The organism is Klebsiella sp. BDA134-6 (assembly GCF_015601345.1).
Taxonomy (GTDB): Bacteria; Pseudomonadota; Gammaproteobacteria; order Enterobacterales; family Enterobacteriaceae; genus Klebsiella; species Klebsiella grimontii.
Genome location: NZ_CP064784.1, coordinates 4,669,929 through 4,685,594 on the forward strand (window position 1 = coordinate 4,669,929; position 15,666 = coordinate 4,685,594).

The following is a 15,666-nucleotide window of genomic DNA, read 5'->3' on the forward strand; positions in this document are numbered from 1 at the left end:
GTTCTGTGAGACAACTCGCGTTACCCGCCGCTCATCAATGATAAATAAGCCTTTTCCTTAATGGAGATGCTTATGACGCGTTTACCTCTGGCCGCCGCCATCGCTTTGCTTTTCTCTTCTCAGGCTGCATTTTCCTCTCTGCCCACCTTTTCTGTCTGGCCCGGCGGTGAAGCGCCCGGCGCGAAAAACAGCCCGGCGAGCGAATCGCTGGTGGAGCGCAGCAAAGACCCCTCTCTGCCCGATCGCGCGGTCACCGGCGTTCGCGCTCCGACAATTACCGTTTACGCGCCGGAGAAGCCCAACGGTATCGCGCTGCTGGTGACGCCGGGCGGCTCTTATCAGCGGGTGGTGCTGGATAAAGAGGGCAGCGATCTTGCCCCGGTGTTTAACGCCCGGGGCTATACCCTGTTTGTGATGACCTACCGGATGCCCGCGGACGGTCATGCGGAGGGCAGCGATGCGCCTCTGGCCGATGCCCAGCGCGCGCTGCGTACCCTGCGGGCGCGGGCCGCCGAGTGGCGTATCGACCCGCAAAAAATCGGTATTATGGGCTTTTCCGCCGGCGGACACGTGGCGGCCAGCCTGGAGACCCGTTTTAGCGAACCGGCTTACGCCGCCGTGGATGTTATCGACCAGCAGAGCGCGCGGCCGGATTTCGCGGTGCTCGGCTATCCGGTTATTTCTATGGTTCCGCCGATTGCCCATCCCGGATCGCGCAAGGCGTTGATTGGCGAAACGCCGACGGCAGAGCGGCAGCGTCGTTATTCACCGGAACAGAACGTCACGCCGCAGACGCCGCCGACCTTTATTTTTCACGCGGTGGACGATCCTTCCGTGCCGGTGGATAACGCGCTGGTGATGTTTAACGCCCTGCGCGCGCAGCAGGTGCCGACCGAGCTGCATCTGTTCGCCGAGGGGAAACACGGGTTTGGCATCCGTGGGACAACGGGCCTGCCCGCCGCCGAGTGGCCGCAGCTGGCGATGAACTGGATAGCCTCGCTGGCGGAAATAAAAAAATAGCGCCGATAACCCCCGGCTCGCGGTTGACGCCTTAGCCGGGCTACCTGTCCGCAAACTGCGGTGACCCGTAGCCCCGGTAAGGCGTCAGCCGCCACCGGGGAGATCATCTGAAGCCCCTGTAGGTATGACTTCCCGGAGGCGATACTGCACATCAGTCCGGGCTACAAGTTCGTGTGGTTTGGTAGCCCGGACAGGCGCGCCAAGCGCCGCCTCCGGGGGATTTTGCCGAGCTATTTATCAGAACTGAAGCCGTTGCTGGTCGCCAGTTCGGCAAACCACAGCGCGTTGCGCTTTATCTGCCGCTCTCCGGTTTGCAGGTCGAGCCGCCAGAAACCGTAGCGGCGCTTGAACGAGTTAATCCATGACCAGTTATCGATAAAGGTCCACTGATGCACACCAAAGCAGTTCGCGCCGTCGGCTATCGCGCGGTGCAGCTGCACCAGATGCTCTTCCATCAGGCCGATGCGGAACGAATCGTCAATGACCCCGTCTGCGCCGGGTTCGCCTTCCGACTCAATATCCATCGCAATACCGATTTCCGCGAGGAACCACTTTATATTGCCGTAGTTATCGCGAATATTGGCGGCAATGTCATAAATCGCCTGCGGCAGAATCTCATTATTATCGCGATAAGGATTAAAGCGCCCTTCTGGATTCACATAGTTTTCGAAATAGAACTCCGGGGTGAAATAGTCCAGCGTATAGTCGCTTTCGCGCGCCTTCACCCGCCGCGGAACGTAATAGTTAACGCCGAGAAAATCGACGCGCGATCCGGTAATCAACTCCACGTCGGCTTTTGTCACCTCCGGCAGGCAGTTGCGCGCGGCCAGAATTTCGCACAACTCTTTCGGGAACTGATGCTTCACTAGCGGATCGAGAAAGCTGCGGTTGAAGAACAGATCCGCATACCACGCCGCTTTTTTATCCTCCGCACTGTCGTTGCGGGTATAGGACGGCGTCAGATTCAGCACCACGCCAATCTCGCTTTCCAGCGCCAGCGCGCGAAACTCGCGCACCGCTTTAGCGTGGGCCAGCATAATGTTAAACGCCACCTGCGCCGCCAGCCTGCCGTCTTTCTTGCAGGGATAGTGGAAGTCGTACAGATAGCCGCCCTCAACCGGCACAATCGGCTCGTTGAAGGTGATCCAGTATTTCACTTTGTGACCAAACAGCTCGAATGCGGTGCGGGCAAAACGCGCGAAGAGATCCGTCACGTGCGCCGACTCAAAGCCGCCGTACTGCTTTTGCAGCGCTTCCGGCATGTCGAAGTGGTAGAGGTTAATCATCGGTTCAATGCCGTTTTCGATCATCTCATCAAGGTAGGCATGATAGAAACGCACCGCGTCCGCATTGGGCGCGCCGGTTTCGAAGTCATCAATCAGCCGCGACCACTGAATCGACGTGCGGAAGGAGTTGAACCCGGTCCGCTTCATCAACGCCACGTCCTGGGGATACTGATGATAGGTGTCGCAAACGGTTTGCGGCCCAATCTGCTGATAAAAACGTTCCGGCTGTTCGGCAAACCAGCTATCCCAAATAGAACGGTGCGGCTTGTTGCTTATCCCTTCCGTTTGCGGGCCGGATGCCGCCGCGCCCCAAAAAAAGCCTTCCGGAAACTGATACCGGGTCATAACGCCTCCTGTAAGTTAAAAAAGGCCGCACCCAACGGGCGCAGCCAATAAGCACTACTCTGCAACCACTTCAATCGATTTGATAAACATGTAGCCCCAGTCGCCGGCGAATTTACCGAAGTCGATGCGGTTATCGCCGGCCTTCAGCTCAACCGGCACCAGCAGCTGCTGGCCCTGTTCATCGGTCTGCGGGAACTCAACCGCGATTGGCGCGCCGTCGTTGACGATAAACGAGTTTTTCTTGCCGCCCCATTTGCCGCTGAACGTCACCCGCAGTTGATACTTGCCGGCCCACGGCGCGGAAACCTGCCAGCTCACCTTATCGCCGTCGTTGGCGAACGGGCCGAGGAAGCCGTCTTCGTCAATCGTCAGCGCGTCTTTCTCGCTTTTCGCCGCCGCAATTTTGCCATCGGTCACGTTCAATACCCCGCCGCCAAAACGGCAGTAGTCGGCGGGGACTTTACCGACGGCTTCCGTCACCGTGACCTTAACGGTTTTGCTGCTTTTGAGCAGACCGTCATCGGCACTAAAGGTCAGCGCGTATTCACCGGGGGCGCTGAACCAGGCGCGGGTTTCGGCTTTATCCGTCGCGCAAAAATGAGCCTGCGCGCTGCCGCCGTTGCTCCAGTTCACCTTTACGTCGCGGTCCGGGAGCCCGTCATCGCGCCAGCTCGCGCTCAGCTGCACGCCCTGATCCTGGCTGGTGGTAAGCCTCTCCGCCAGCGCGACTACCGGCGCCTGATTCGCCTGGGTATGCTTCACGCTAATCACGTTCGAAGGCGCTGAGCTGCCGCTCTCGTTCTTAGCGATGACGCGGTAATAGTAGGTATTCCCCAGCCGCAGACTGCGATAGTCATCGCGGAACAGATCCATCGTCTGCGGGTTCCATTCGTTAACGCCGTCGGAAATGTCGCGCCCCACCACCTTCCACGGCCCGGATGCCGAATCGGCGCGCTCAACATCGTAGGCGCGTCCTACCGCCGCCCCCAGCCAGTTGATCGCAAAAGGTGAATCCGTCGCCCGCAGCGTCGGCGCATCCGGCTTCGGCAGCGGCGGCGCTTTCTCCAGCCCGGTCATCTGCGCCGCGGCGGTGCGCACCAGGTCGACCACTTCCATCTCCTGATTGGCCTTACCTTCCACCGGAAAGCCCGGCAGATGGTAGCTGTAGTGGCCGGTGGACTCTTTATGCCAGTAGAAGCCGCCGTCGTGACGATGACCGCGGAAGCCCCAGATTAAACCGCCCGCCGCCTGCGCGCCGTTGACTTCGCTATGGACGATCGACTGCATAATGGCGTTAAGCTGCTGCGCGTCCAGCAGGCCGAATTCGCCCACCATATAGACTTTCTTACCCGCTGCCGCCGTCAGGTCTTTTTTCACCTGATCGGGATGGTTGTTATCGGCATTGGTGTAGTAGTGGTTGCTGACGATATCGACATGGGGATCGTTAAGCGCAAACCCGTTAATTTTCTTGTAGGTGCCATCGACCACCAGCTGATGCGGCGCCCACTTTTTGATCCACGCGGCGGTCTGTTGAAGAAACGCCGCGTTGGTGTCTTCCAGTTCGTTGCCGGTCTCCCAGGCCATAATCGCTTTTTCGTCGTAATAAGGACGACCGGTCACGCTGTTGGTACGGGTGATGACCTGGCGAATCACGTCCAGATAGGCCTTGAAGGTTTTACTGTCGGTACGGTAAAAATCCTCCGGCTTTTCGTAGTAGAACGCCGCCAGCTGCTCGCGACCGCCCCACCACCACCAGTGATCGATAAACGGCAGGATCAGGCGCAGCCCCTGTTTGTCCGCCTCGGCGATCATGTTGTCGTATACCCGCATTGCCTTTTCATTCAGGCGCGGCATGCCGTCGGCGATTTCCGGGGCCAGAATATGGGTTTCGCGACCGCAGGCCTCGTCAAACGCCTGCTGCACCGAGAGCACGTATACCCGCTGCGCCCTGGCGCCGGTTTGCACCAGCGCCTTAATCCAGTTTTCCTGCTCTTCCGCCGTCGGCCAGCGGAAATATTGCCCCCAGCCACGCGAGTCGGCCTTGCAGGTACCGCGCGCATCGTCCTCAATACGGTGCAGCTCCGGCGCGTGGATGCCCGCAAAGCGGAAAACCTTGTCGCCGTCTTTTAGCGTCGCACCGTCGCGGGTAATAAAGTGTTCAAAGTGCGAGCGCTCTGCGGCCATCGCTCCTGCGCTTCCCAGCGCCGAAAGCAGCGCGACGAGCATCAGTTTTGTCACCGGCTTAATCATCGTTATCTCTCCTTAGAACCAGACTTCGGCCTGCACGCCAAAGTTCAGCGTGTCGGTGTCGCCGCTGCGCGAGTAGCCGCCTGCGGAAATAGTATTGGTGTCCCAGTTATAGTTGCCGTCCAGCGCGTCGGACACGCCTTTATCCCACTTCGCGTAAGTGACGAAGAAGCGCAGCTGCGGGCGGTTCCAGAAGCCGGAATCAAAGGTCAGGGTCGGCGCGATGGTCACTTTCGTCAGGCCGCCTTTGCCTTTACCGTCCACGCCTTTGTAGTTTTTATCGTCGAGATATTCGTAGCCCAGCTCGTACTGCATGGCGAAGTTTTTGGTGATCTGCTGATACGGGCGGATCCCCGCCACCCAGCTGGTGCGTCCCCAGCCGTTGGCATCTTCCGTCCACCAGCGGTAGTTTTTGTCTTTCTGATAGTAGGCAAACGTGGAGATTTCCCAGTCGCCGAGCGAGGCCATGTTATCCAGCACCACGCGCCAGGACTGGGTATCGTCGAGGTTTGCCCAGCCCCAGCCGTTTTTCCCCAGCGAGTCTCCCGCCGCCAGACCGCGCCCGTACTGGAAGACCACGCGAGAGTAGCCGCCGGTCAGGCCGTAAAAGCCGTCAAAGTTGTAGACGCCGGTCACGCCGTAGCCCTTTTCCGCCGAGGTCGGGTGCTTCTCGTTGCGGTTCATATGATGGCCAATCAGCTCAAGGTCGAAGCCGGTGCCGCCAATCTTTTTCAGCCACAGATTGAGCGAGTAGTCATCCGGATAGCCCTGATCGCCTTTGTCGACCGGGTAGGCTTTGGTTTCGTCGGTTGGTGAGAAGGCGTATACCCCGGCATCGAAGCGCGCGAAGCCGAGATCCATGTTGTCGAAGCCCCCGCCGGTGCCGTTGTACTGAATGTACTCCCAGTCGAACTGGTGGCTGGAGGTGTTGGAGCTACTGTAGCGCTTACCGGCCCAGAAGGTCATTTCCGGGGCGAAGTCGAGGTTTGACAGTTCGGCAAAACCTTCACGGAACTGCACATCATGCCCGTCGTCGTCCTGACAGTTCCAGTCGGAGGTGCATTTCGACTGATGGGTAATGTTGGCCTGGACTTTAGCCACCACGCCGCTGTCCGAGGTTAACGTCACCGTCGGGATCAGTTCGATCTTGGTATCCTCTTCGTTGCCCAGACGCCACTTGCCGTCCGGCATCAGACCAACCGAGTCGGCGCGGTTGCCGTCGGCGTTGGCGAGGATCCCTGAACGGATATAGCCGTGGAGCATAAAATCGTACTTCGGATCGGCGATGGCGCAGTCGCTCATCACCGCAAGGGCGAGTAAAGACAGAGGTATTGAATGATTTAGCCTGATCATTTTTATTCCTTGGTTATTTTTTTATTAACACTGCCTGAGAACGGGAGGAAATTTACGGATCAAAAATGGAAATGTACATCCGTTAACGGAAAGCGCTTTCCGTAATTGCCGGATGAGTTCACAATTTTAACGAGAGCTGGCGAATATTTGTGATGAAGTTCACATAATCTGGCAGATATAAAAAAGCCCGCACGCGGCGGGCTGTGGCAGGCAGGCGAAAAGCTTAGCGTTCGGCGTCGGCGAGCTGCCGTTCATAGACCTTGAAGAACGGACGATAGAGCATCCAGGCATTAAAAATGGCGAACAGGCACATGCAGAGGTTTTTCCAGCTGCCGTTAGCTGACCACGCCGCGCCGAGCGGCGCCGGCATCGACCACGGCAGCATCGCCACCGCCCGATCGAGAATCCCCAGCTGGGTTAAATACCATGCTATACAAGCATTTATCAGCGGAACAAACAGAAACGGCAGCAGAAAGACCGGGTTCATGATAATCGGAAAGCCAAACAGTATCGGCTCATTGATGTTAAACAGCGAGGGTAGCAGGCCAATTTTCCCCACGCTTTTCAGCTGCCGCGAACGGCTGCGCATCGCCATAAACACCAGCGGTAAAGTGGAGCCGATGCCGCCGATCAGCAGGTAAAAATCCCAGAACCCCTGCAGGTAAATATGCGGCAGCGTGGCGGAACCGGCGGCCAGCGCCTGCTGGTTTTCAAACAGATAGGTCATCCAGAACGGGTTCATAATCCCGGTGATAATCAGCGCGCCGTGAATGCCGACAAACCAAAGCAGGTTGCAGATAAATAAAGAAATTAATACCGCGGTTAAGGTGTCGGACGCCACCACCAGCGGCCGCACCGCTTCGCTAATCAGCTCCGGTAAAATGCGCCCGGTACTCTGCAGCAGCAGCGCGTTGATGACGCTGATGGAGAGCATCACCACCAGCAGCGGGATCAGCAGCTGAAAGCCGTTGCGGGTCATCACCGGCACCTCTTCCGGCAGGCGGATGCACCAGCCTTTCTTGTAGAAGAAGCGCACGATCTCAATGGAGTAAGTACTTGAAATCAGAGCGGTAAAAATCCCCATCCCGCCGAGGAAAATATTGGTCGCGCCGTTGCCGCGAAAGCCGATAAACAGCAAGAACGCCAGGCAGCCGGTCAGCCCGCAGAGCCGCTCAGGCAGCCGGTACTGCTTGGCAAGACTGGCGCTGGCGCCGAAGGCCACAATCAGCGCCACTAGCCCGATGGTCAGTTCGAAGGTCGGCAGCAGAATGGGCCGTAGCTGGAAATAGAACTGGCCGAAAAACGATGCGCCGTCGATGGAAACGGGCGGAAACAAAATCGGCACCAGCAAACTTCCGACAATCACAAACGGCATCGCCAGCGCAAAGCTGTCGCGCATCGCCGTGATGTGGTTATTGCGCGTCAGAACGTTGGCCAGGGGCGCCAGCCGCTGCTCGATGATATCGACGACAACATTCATCAACTGAATGTTCATAGTCCTGCCTTATAGGAATAGTTTATCGCCAGGATGATCGCGCACTCCCGGATAAAGTAAAAGCCCGCCATAGGTGATCGTTGTCACAATAAATAAATCCACAAACGGAAAGCGCTTTCCGTTTTATATCCATTGTGACTATAGTCGGCGCATCCATCTCATCAGGAGCGATATATGAAAAAGATAATGTTGTGCTGTTCCGCGGGCATGTCCACCAGCCTGCTGGTGAAAAAAATGATCGCCGAAGCCGAGCAGCGCGGTCTGCCGGTGGAGATCAACGCCTTCGGCGTCGCGGAATTCGATCAACAGGTCGGCCATTACCAGGTGGTCCTGCTGGGGCCGCAGGTGAAATACATGCAGAAAGATCTGCAAAAGCAGGCTGATAAATACGGTATCCGCGTGGAACCCATCAACATGATGGATTACGGCATGCAGAAAGGCGGCGCCGTACTCGATTTCGCGCTTTCCCTTATCGATAACAAAAACTAAGGAAAGATCATGAGCTCTCTGTACGCGAAGCTGATCGCCGTGATTGAACAGAAGATCACGCCTATGGCGGGTGCGATTGGCCAGCAAAAATACGTCACCTCCATCCGCGACGGTTTTATTACCGCCCTGCCCTTTATGATCGTCGGATCGTTTTTGCTGGTCTTTATTTTCCCGCCGTTTTCTCCGGATACGACGTGGGGATTTGCCCGCGCCTGGCTGCAATTTTCTCTCGATCATCGCGATGCGCTGATGCTGCCGTTTAACTTCAGCATGGGGGTAATGACGCTGTTTATCGCCGTCGGGATCGCCGCCAGCCTGGCGAAACACCACAATCTGGACTCGCTGACCGCCGGAATGCTGTCGCTGATGTCGTTTCTGCTGGTGGCCGCGCCGCTGAAGGATGGCCAGATCTCCACCGCCTACTTCTCCGGCCAGGGGATCTTCACCGCGATTCTGGTGGCGATTTATTCCACCGAACTGTACGCCTTCCTCAAGCGTCACAACATTACCATTCGTCTGCCGCCGGAAGTCCCGGCGGGCGTGGCGCGCTCGTTTGAAATCCTGATCCCGGTGCTGGCGATCGTGCTGACGCTGCATCCGCTGAATCTGTTTATCGAAGCGCAGCTGGGGATGATTATCCCGGAAGCGATCATGTCGCTGGTGAAACCGCTGGTGGCGGCCTCCGATACCCTACCGGCGATCCTGCTGTCGGTGCTGGTGTGCCAGGTGCTGTGGTTTGCCGGGATCCACGGGGCGCTGATCGTCACCGGGATTATGAATCCGTTCTGGATGGCGAACCTGTCGATCAACCAGGCGGCAATGGCCGCAGGCACCGCGATCCCGCATATCTACGTCCAGGGCTTCTGGGATCACTACCTGCTGATCGGCGGCGTCGGATCCACCCTGCCGCTGGCTTTGATGCTGCTGCGCAGCAAGGCCGTGCACCTGCGAACGATTGGCCGGATGGGCGTGGTGCCGGGCGTATTTAACATCAACGAGCCGATTCTGTTTGGCGCGCCGATCATCATGAACCCGCTATTCTTCCTGCCGTTCGTGCTGGTGCCGATGATCAACGCGACCCTGGCCTACTTTGCGCTGAAGCTGGACCTGGTGAGCCGCGTGGTGTCGATGACGCCGTGGACGACGCCCGCCCCTATCGGCGCCTCGTGGGCGGCGAACTGGAGCTTTAGCCCGGTGATCATGTGCCTGATTTGTATGGCGACGGCGATGGTGATGTACCTGCCGTTCCTGAAGGCCTACGAAAAACAGCTGCTGGAGCAGGAACACGCTAACGCGGCCGCCCAGGCCGAAAGCGCGCCGCAGTCCGCATAATTCATACTATTCAGAGGGTTATCATGGAATTAGAAGAACAGGTGATGGGTATCATCATCAACGCCGGCCAGTCGCGTAGCCTGTGCTACGAAGCGCTGAGCTGCGCTAAAGCGGGGGATTTCGCCGCCGCCGACGAAAAAATGAAAGAAGCGGCGCATTTCGCCCGCGAGGCGCATCGGGTGCAGACCCAGCTGATTGAGGCCGACGAGGGAGAGGGTAAAACCAAAATGACCCTGGTGATGGTTCACGCTCAGGATCATCTGATGACCTCGATTCTGGCGAAAGAGCTGATCGGCGAACTGATCGCCATTTACCGCTCGCGACCGCTGCACGCGTAGAGTTCCTCCTCTCCAGGAGTGAGGAGATGACCTGGCCCGGGTAAGGCGTTTACGCCGCGACCCGGGAAAACGGTAAATGCTCATGTCACCTGGCTGACTTCCCGGCTCGCGCTGCGCTTAGCCGGGCTACCTGGACAGCACGCGTAGCTCCCTCTCGGAGAAAACCGGCTACCACGATTAAGGACAACCATGCTACATCTCGGTTTAGACATCGGCGGCACCAAAATGGAAGCCGTCCTGCTCAACGCGGCGGGCGAATGCGTCTATCGCCAGCGCCGTCCGACGCATAAAGAGAGCTACGACGCGTTTATGCAGCAGCTGCTCGGGCTAATTGAGAGCGTCCGCGCCTGGAGCGAGCGTCCGTTTACCCTTGGTATCGGCCTGCCGGGGGCTATCGACCCACAAAGCGGCCTGATTAAAAACTGTAACTGTCTGGTGCTTAACGGCCACGACCTGCGTCATGACCTGATACGGGAGCTCGGCCAGCCGGTATGGATGGCGAACGATGCCGACTGCTTCACCCTCTCTGAGGCGGTGGACGGCGCGGGCGCGGGGGCGATGACCGTTTTCGGCGTTATCATCGGCACCGGCTGCGGCGGCGGCGTTGCGGTGAACCAACAGCTGCTCAGCGGGCCTAACGCCATCGCTGGCGAATGGGGACACAATCCCCTGCCGGGCTACTGCCCCGATCGCGACGGCCCGGCGCAGCCCTGCTACTGCGGAAAAGAGAACTGCATCGAAAGCTTTATTTCCGGCACCGGCTTTGCCCGCCGCTACGGCGCGCAGGCGCGATCCGAGGCGATTATCGCCGCCGCGCAAAACGGCGATCCCCAGGCGCTGGCCCACTGGCGGCATTTTATCGACGCTTTCGCCCGCAGCCTGGCGTCGGTAATCAATATCCTCGATCCGCAGGTGATTGTGCTGGGCGGCGGGCTCTCCAACGTCGGGCAAATCTATGAGCAACTGCCGTCGGCGATCGTCCCGTATCTCTTCTCCGATAGCTGCCGAACGCAGATCAAACAGGCCCGCTTCGGTGATGCCAGCGGCGTGCGCGGCGCGGCCTGGCTGCCGGTTCTGGCCGATGCTGAAGCCGGTCGGCGGTAGACACTTTTTTCAGCAGGTATGCTAAGCTAGGCGAAAATATTCAGACAGAAAATGCCATGCCAACCATTGATGATGTTTCAAGATTAGCGAATGTCTCCCGAGCGACGGTATCCCGCGTGCTGACCGGCACGCGGGGCGTGCGCGAAGAGAGCCGGGAAGCGGTGCTGCGCGCGGTAGAGGAACTGAACTACCGCCCGAGCTTTGCCGCGCAAAACCTCGCCAGTCAGACATCCAATCACGTGGGGCTGGTGATCCCGGCGAACGATGACAGCAGCGGCGCGCGCCTGCTACCGATGCTCTCGCTTGCGCTGAAGGGGCTGAATAAAAACCTGATTGTTCAGTACGTGACGGATGCGGCGGAACAGGCGGCGGTCGTCGACGATTTACAGCGCCAGTGCGTGGCGGTGGTGGTGCTCGGCGCCGTCCCGGCGGATGCGCCGCGCAACGTGATCTCCTTTGACCGCTTCAGCATTGCCGGGGTCAATAATCAGGGCTACGACTACGCTTTTGCCACCGAGAGCGCCTGCCGCTACGTGATCGGCAAGGGCCATCGCAATATCGCGCTGCTCGTTGATAACGACAGCGATGACGCCAGCCGCCAGATGCTCGAAGGCTATCGCAACGTCCTGCAAAACTACTCCATCCCTTTTAACCGGCAGCTGATGCTGGCGGCCAACGATAACGTTGAACAGGCGCTGCTGACGCTGATTAACAGCTTCAGCAAATACTCGGTGATTATCGTGAAACGGGACCGCTACGCCGCCGAAGCGATGCGCCTGCTGCGCGAGTTCAACGTTGCCGTACCGCAGGAGGTCTCGCTGCTGAGCCTGGAAGATTCTCCCCTTGCCTCGCTGCTCAATCCGCCGCTGACGTGCATCTCCTGGCCGCTGGAGCAGCTGATGGAGAACTGCCTGCAGCGTATCCGCAACCTGATTGACGAGCGCCCCACCTTCTCTCCCGAAGGGCGTACGCTGGCGGGCCGCCTGATCCCCCGCCAGTCGGTGGCCGATCTCTCCTGATTTCAGCGTCCGGCCTTCCGCGTGGCCGGGCCTTTTTCTCTCCCGCCGCGGGTTCGCACGCTAATCATTCGCCTTACATCTAAATAAGAATTATTTTCATTTATAAATAGCTTGTGCTATATAACATAGCAATGGCTATAAATGATGATTAATTAACCGCAACGTTGTGAGGGACCTTATGCTGCACCTGCCACCCCTGAAGCATCTGATGTTTGCCGCCACGCTGGCGCTGCTGGCCGTCGCCCCCGTCCAGGCAAAAGAGAAATTTAAAGTGATTACCACCTTCACGGTGATCGCCGACATGGCGCAAAACGTTGCGGGCGACGCCGCCGACGTCAGCTCCATCACCAAACCGGGAGCCGAGATCCACGAATATCAGCCAACGCCCGGCGATATCAAACGCGCGCAGGGCGCACAGCTGATCCTCGCCAACGGCCTGAACCTTGAACTGTGGTTCGCCCGCTTTTATCAGCACCTGAACGGCGTACCGGAAGTGGTGGTCAGCAACGGCATTCAGCCGATGGGCATCAGCGAGGGGCCGTATAACGGTAAGCCCAACCCGCACGCGTGGATGTCGGCCGACAATGCGCTGATCTATGTCGATAACATTCGCGACGCGCTGGTGAAGTACGATCCTGAAAATGCCGACGCCTATCGCCATAACGCTGAGACCTATAAAGAGAAGATCCGCCAGTCCATGGCGCCGCTGAAGGCGGAACTGGCGAAGCTACCGCAGGATAAGCGCTGGCTGGTAACCAGCGAGGGGGCGTTCTCCTATCTGGCCCGCGATAACGGCCTGCAGGAGCTCTATCTGTGGCCGATCAACGCCGACCAGCAGGGCACGCCGCAGCAGGTGCGGAAAACCATCGACACCATGAAGAAAGCGCATATCCCGACTATCTTTAGCGAAAGCACCATTTCCGATAAACCGGCGCGTCAGGTGGCAAGAGAAGCCGGCGCCCACTATGGCGGCGTCCTGTACGTCGACTCCCTGAGCGCCGCCGATGGCCCGGTGCCGACCTATCTCGACCTGCTGCGCGTCACCACCCAAACCATCGTCCAGGGCATCAACGACGGACTAAGGAAACAGGCATGAGTCACGAGCTACCGGGTCTCGCGGTCAACAATGTCAGCGTGACCTATCGCAACGGTCATACTGCCTTGCGCGACGCCTCGTTCCGCGTGCCGCGCAGCGCCATCGCCGCGCTGGTCGGGGTGAACGGTTCGGGCAAATCGACGCTGTTTAAAGCGCTGATGGGCTTTGTACGCGTCGGTAAAGGCGATATCGCGATCCTCGGCCAGCCGGTTAACCGCGCCCTGCGGCAGAACCTCGTCGCCTACGTTCCGCAGGCGGAAGAGGTGGACTGGTCTTTCCCGGTGCTGGTGGAAGATGTGGTGATGATGGGGCGCTACGGCCATATGGGCTGGCTGCGGCGGGCTAAAGCGTGCGACCATGAGATTGTCGATGCCGCCCTGGCGCGAGTCGGCATGAGCGAGTACCGGCAGCGCCAGATCGGCGAGCTCTCCGGCGGGCAGAAAAAGCGCGTGTTTCTGGCCCGCGCTATCGCTCAGCAGGGAAAAGTTATTCTGCTGGATGAACCCTTCACCGGCGTCGACGTGCAGACCGAAGCGCGCATCATCGAGCTGCTGCGGGAGCTGCGCGACGAAGGCTGCACCATGCTGGTTTCCACCCACAACCTCGGCTCGGTGAGCGAGTTCTGCGACTACACGGTGATGGTCAAAGGCACCGTGCTGGCCAGCGGCCCGACGGAAAGCACCTTTACCGCCGAAAACCTCGAACTGGCTTTTAGCGGCGTGCTGCGCCACGTGGTGCTGAGCGGCGCGGAAGAGAGGATTATTACCGACGATGAGCGGCCGTTTATCAGCCGCCGGGCGGCGGGAGGCGAAAGATGAGCTGGCTGCTGGAGCCGTTTGGTTATCAATATATGCTGAACGCGATGTGGGTTTCAGCGCTGGTGGGCGGAGTGTGCGCGTTTCTCTCCTGCTACCTGATGCTCAAAGGCTGGTCGCTGATTGGCGATGCCCTCTCCCACTCTATCGTGCCGGGCGTAGCGGGCGCTTATATGCTCGGCCTGCCCTTCGCGCTGGGGGCGTTTCTTTCCGGCGGGCTGGCGGCGGGCAGCATGCTGTTTCTTAACCAGCGTTCGAAGTTGAAGGAAGATGCAATTATCGGCCTGATCTTCTCCTCTTTTTTCGGTATCGGCCTGTTTATGGTGTCGCTGAACCCGACCTCGGTGAATATCCAGACCATTATTCTCGGCAATATTCTGGCTATTGCTCCAGAGGATATTATTCAGCTGGCGGCAATTGGCTTTATTTCGATGGCGATTCTGCTGCTGAAGTGGAAAGACCTGATGGTGACCTTTTTCGATGAGAATCACGCCCGCTCGATTGGCCTCAACACCAGCGGGCTGAAGCTGCTGTTCTTTACCCTGCTGGCGGCCTGTACCGTGGCGGCGCTGCAAACCGTCGGCGCGTTTCTGGTGATTTGCCTGGTGGTGACGCCCGGCGCCACCGCCTGGCTGTTGACCGACCGCTTCCCGCGCCTGCTGGCGATTGCCGTCGCGATTGGCAGCCTGACCAGCTTTTTCGGCGCGTGGCTGAGCTACTATCTGGACGGGGCGACCGGCGGAATTATCGTCGTCGCCCAGACGCTGCTGTTTTTAGCCGCGTTCGTTTTCGCGCCGAAGCACGGCCTGCTCGCCAGCCGTCGCCGCGCCAGGGAGGCCTCATGCTGAGCGCGCTGCTTGAACCTTTCCAGTTCTCCTTTATGGTCAACGCCATGCTGGTGGCGGCGATCGTTGCCATCCCCTGTGCGCTGCTGTCGGTGTTTTTGGTACTCAAGGGCTGGGCGCTGATGGGCGATGCCATGAGCCACGCGGTTTTTCCGGGCGTGGTGGTGGCGTATATCCTCGGTATCCCCTTCGCCATCGGCGCGTTTATCGCCGGGCTGTTCTGCGCCATCGCCACCGGTTATCTCGACGATAACAGCCGCATTAAGCGCGATACCCTCATGGGCATCGTATTTTCCGGGATGTTTGGCGCAGGCCTGGTGCTGTACGTGTCGATTCAGTCGGAGGTCCATCTCGATCATATTCTGTTTGGCGACATGCTGGGTATTTCCGCCAGCGATATTGTACAAACGTCGCTGATTGCGCTGGCGATTGCGCTGATAATCGGGCTTAAGTGGCGTGATTTTCTGCTGCACGCCTTTGATCCGCAGCAGGCGAAGGCCAGCGGATTGCGCTGCGGGCTGCTGCATTATGGGCTGCTGTGCATGATTGCGCTGACCATCGTGGCGACGCTGAAAGCGGTGGGGATCATTTTGTCGATTTCGCTGCTGATAGCGCCGGGGGCGATTGCTCTGCTGCTGACCCGGCGTTTTGTCAGCGCCCTGCTGCTGGCGGTGGCGATGGCGTTAAGCTGTTCGCTGGGCGGCGTGTGGCTGTCGTTTTATCTCGACAGCGCGCCGGCGCCGACCATTGTGGTGTTGTTTACCGCCCTGTTCGTTATCGCATTTGTCTGGACCTCGGTTCGCGATAGTCAAACCACGGCCCGTTCCGGCGAGGCCCCGGGTCGCGGCTGACGCCTTACCCGGGCTACAGACCGCGCGAATT

14 protein-coding genes are annotated in these 15,666 nt (G+C 58.8%); 10 read left to right on the forward strand and 4 right to left on the reverse strand.

The window, feature by feature from the left end; genetic code table 11:
* Window positions 1-72 precede the first annotated feature (72 nt).
* A complete protein-coding gene (locus IYV58_RS21530; protein ID WP_123828885.1) occupies window positions 73-1,020 on the forward strand; it encodes an alpha/beta hydrolase in 948 nt (315 codons plus the stop codon).
* Between the two features lie 230 nt (window positions 1,021-1,250).
* Here IYV58_RS21530 and IYV58_RS21535 read toward each other — a convergent pair whose 3' ends face one another.
* The 4 genes from IYV58_RS21535 to IYV58_RS21550 all read right to left on the reverse strand — a co-directional run bounded on the left by IYV58_RS21535 (window position 1,251) and on the right by IYV58_RS21550 (window position 7,746).
* Window positions 1,251-2,651 (reverse strand): glycoside hydrolase family 1 protein, encoded by a 1,401-nt coding sequence (locus tag IYV58_RS21535; protein ID WP_004124144.1) that lies wholly within the window; start codon window positions 2,649-2,651, stop codon window positions 1,251-1,253.
* Window positions 2,652-2,705: 54 nt separating this feature from the next.
* The gene (locus IYV58_RS21540; protein ID WP_413784881.1) at window positions 2,706-4,901 is read right to left on the reverse strand and encodes a CBM35 domain-containing protein; all 2,196 of its coding nucleotides are present in this window, start codon (window positions 4,899-4,901) and stop codon (window positions 2,706-2,708) included.
* Between the two features lie 12 nt (window positions 4,902-4,913).
* Window positions 4,914-6,251 (reverse strand): maltoporin, encoded by a 1,338-nt coding sequence (locus IYV58_RS21545; RefSeq protein WP_195729251.1) that lies wholly within the window; start codon window positions 6,249-6,251, stop codon window positions 4,914-4,916.
* 223 nt (window positions 6,252-6,474) lie between these two features.
* Window positions 6,475-7,746: a PTS sugar transporter subunit IIC gene (locus tag IYV58_RS21550; RefSeq protein ID WP_049113211.1), complete on the reverse strand. Its 1,272-nt coding sequence runs from the start codon at window positions 7,744-7,746 to the stop codon at window positions 6,475-6,477.
* Between the two features lie 174 nt (window positions 7,747-7,920).
* Here IYV58_RS21550 and IYV58_RS21555 point away from each other — a divergent pair, with 174 nt between their 5' ends.
* The 9 genes from IYV58_RS21555 (at window position 7,921) to sitD (ending at window position 15,635) form a co-directional block, all read left to right on the forward strand.
* Entirely contained in the window at window positions 7,921-8,235 is a 315-nt protein-coding gene (locus tag IYV58_RS21555) for a PTS sugar transporter subunit IIB (protein ID WP_004104871.1), read from the forward strand.
* A gap of 9 nt (window positions 8,236-8,244) precedes the next feature.
* Window positions 8,245-9,567: a PTS cellobiose transporter subunit IIC gene (locus IYV58_RS21560; RefSeq protein WP_004134311.1), complete on the forward strand. Its 1,323-nt coding sequence runs from the start codon at window positions 8,245-8,247 to the stop codon at window positions 9,565-9,567.
* Between the two features lie 23 nt (window positions 9,568-9,590).
* Window positions 9,591-9,905, forward strand: a complete 315-nt coding sequence (locus IYV58_RS21565) for a PTS lactose/cellobiose transporter subunit IIA (protein WP_004104873.1) — start codon at window positions 9,591-9,593, stop codon at window positions 9,903-9,905.
* A 189-nt stretch (window positions 9,906-10,094) separates the two neighbouring features.
* A complete protein-coding gene (locus IYV58_RS21570) occupies window positions 10,095-11,009 on the forward strand; it encodes an ROK family protein (RefSeq protein WP_004124157.1) in 915 nt (304 codons plus the stop codon).
* A gap of 56 nt (window positions 11,010-11,065) precedes the next feature.
* Entirely contained in the window at window positions 11,066-12,028 is a 963-nt protein-coding gene (locus IYV58_RS21575; protein WP_004124158.1) for a LacI family DNA-binding transcriptional regulator, read from the forward strand.
* Between the two features lie 178 nt (window positions 12,029-12,206).
* A complete protein-coding gene (locus IYV58_RS21580) occupies window positions 12,207-13,124 on the forward strand; it encodes a metal ABC transporter substrate-binding protein (protein WP_195729252.1) in 918 nt (305 codons plus the stop codon).
* The gene (locus IYV58_RS21585; protein ID WP_195729253.1) at window positions 13,121-13,942 is read left to right on the forward strand and encodes a manganese/iron ABC transporter ATP-binding protein; all 822 of its coding nucleotides are present in this window, start codon (window positions 13,121-13,123) and stop codon (window positions 13,940-13,942) included. Before IYV58_RS21580 ends, IYV58_RS21585 begins: the two co-directional genes overlap by 4 nt.
* Window positions 13,939-14,787, forward strand: a complete 849-nt coding sequence (gene sitC, locus IYV58_RS21590) for an iron/manganese ABC transporter permease subunit SitC (RefSeq protein WP_004124162.1) — start codon at window positions 13,939-13,941, stop codon at window positions 14,785-14,787. Before IYV58_RS21585 ends, sitC begins: the two co-directional genes overlap by 4 nt.
* On the forward strand, window positions 14,781-15,635 hold the full coding sequence (gene sitD, locus IYV58_RS21595; protein ID WP_049112340.1) for an iron/manganese ABC transporter permease subunit SitD: 855 nt from the start codon (window positions 14,781-14,783) through the stop codon (window positions 15,633-15,635). Before sitC ends, sitD begins: the two co-directional genes overlap by 7 nt.
* The last annotated feature ends 31 nt before the right edge of the window (window positions 15,636-15,666 follow it).

Coding starts and splice junctions, on each gene's coding strand:
- IYV58_RS21555 (WP_004104871.1), top strand. CDS start 7,921: ATGAAAAAGATAATGTTGTGCTGTTCCGCGGGCATGTCCACCAGCCTG.
- sitC (WP_004124162.1), top strand. CDS start 13,939: ATGAGCTGGCTGCTGGAGCCGTTTGGTTATCAATATATGCTGAACGCG.
- IYV58_RS21535 (WP_004124144.1), bottom strand. CDS start 2,651: ATGACCCGGTATCAGTTTCCGGAAGGCTTTTTTTGGGGCGCGGCGGCA.
- IYV58_RS21585 (WP_195729253.1), top strand. CDS start 13,121: ATGAGTCACGAGCTACCGGGTCTCGCGGTCAACAATGTCAGCGTGACC.
- IYV58_RS21560 (WP_004134311.1), top strand. CDS start 8,245: ATGAGCTCTCTGTACGCGAAGCTGATCGCCGTGATTGAACAGAAGATC.
- IYV58_RS21545 (WP_195729251.1), bottom strand. CDS start 6,251: ATGATCAGGCTAAATCATTCAATACCTCTGTCTTTACTCGCCCTTGCG.
- IYV58_RS21540 (WP_413784881.1), bottom strand. CDS start 4,901: ATGATTAAGCCGGTGACAAAACTGATGCTCGTCGCGCTGCTTTCGGCG.
- IYV58_RS21570 (WP_004124157.1), top strand. CDS start 10,095: ATGCTACATCTCGGTTTAGACATCGGCGGCACCAAAATGGAAGCCGTC.
- sitD (WP_049112340.1), top strand. CDS start 14,781: ATGCTGAGCGCGCTGCTTGAACCTTTCCAGTTCTCCTTTATGGTCAAC.
- IYV58_RS21575 (WP_004124158.1), top strand. CDS start 11,066: ATGCCAACCATTGATGATGTTTCAAGATTAGCGAATGTCTCCCGAGCG.
- IYV58_RS21565 (WP_004104873.1), top strand. CDS start 9,591: ATGGAATTAGAAGAACAGGTGATGGGTATCATCATCAACGCCGGCCAG.
- IYV58_RS21550 (WP_049113211.1), bottom strand. CDS start 7,746: ATGAACATTCAGTTGATGAATGTTGTCGTCGATATCATCGAGCAGCGG.
- IYV58_RS21580 (WP_195729252.1), top strand. CDS start 12,207: ATGCTGCACCTGCCACCCCTGAAGCATCTGATGTTTGCCGCCACGCTG.
- IYV58_RS21530 (WP_123828885.1), top strand. CDS start 73: ATGACGCGTTTACCTCTGGCCGCCGCCATCGCTTTGCTTTTCTCTTCT.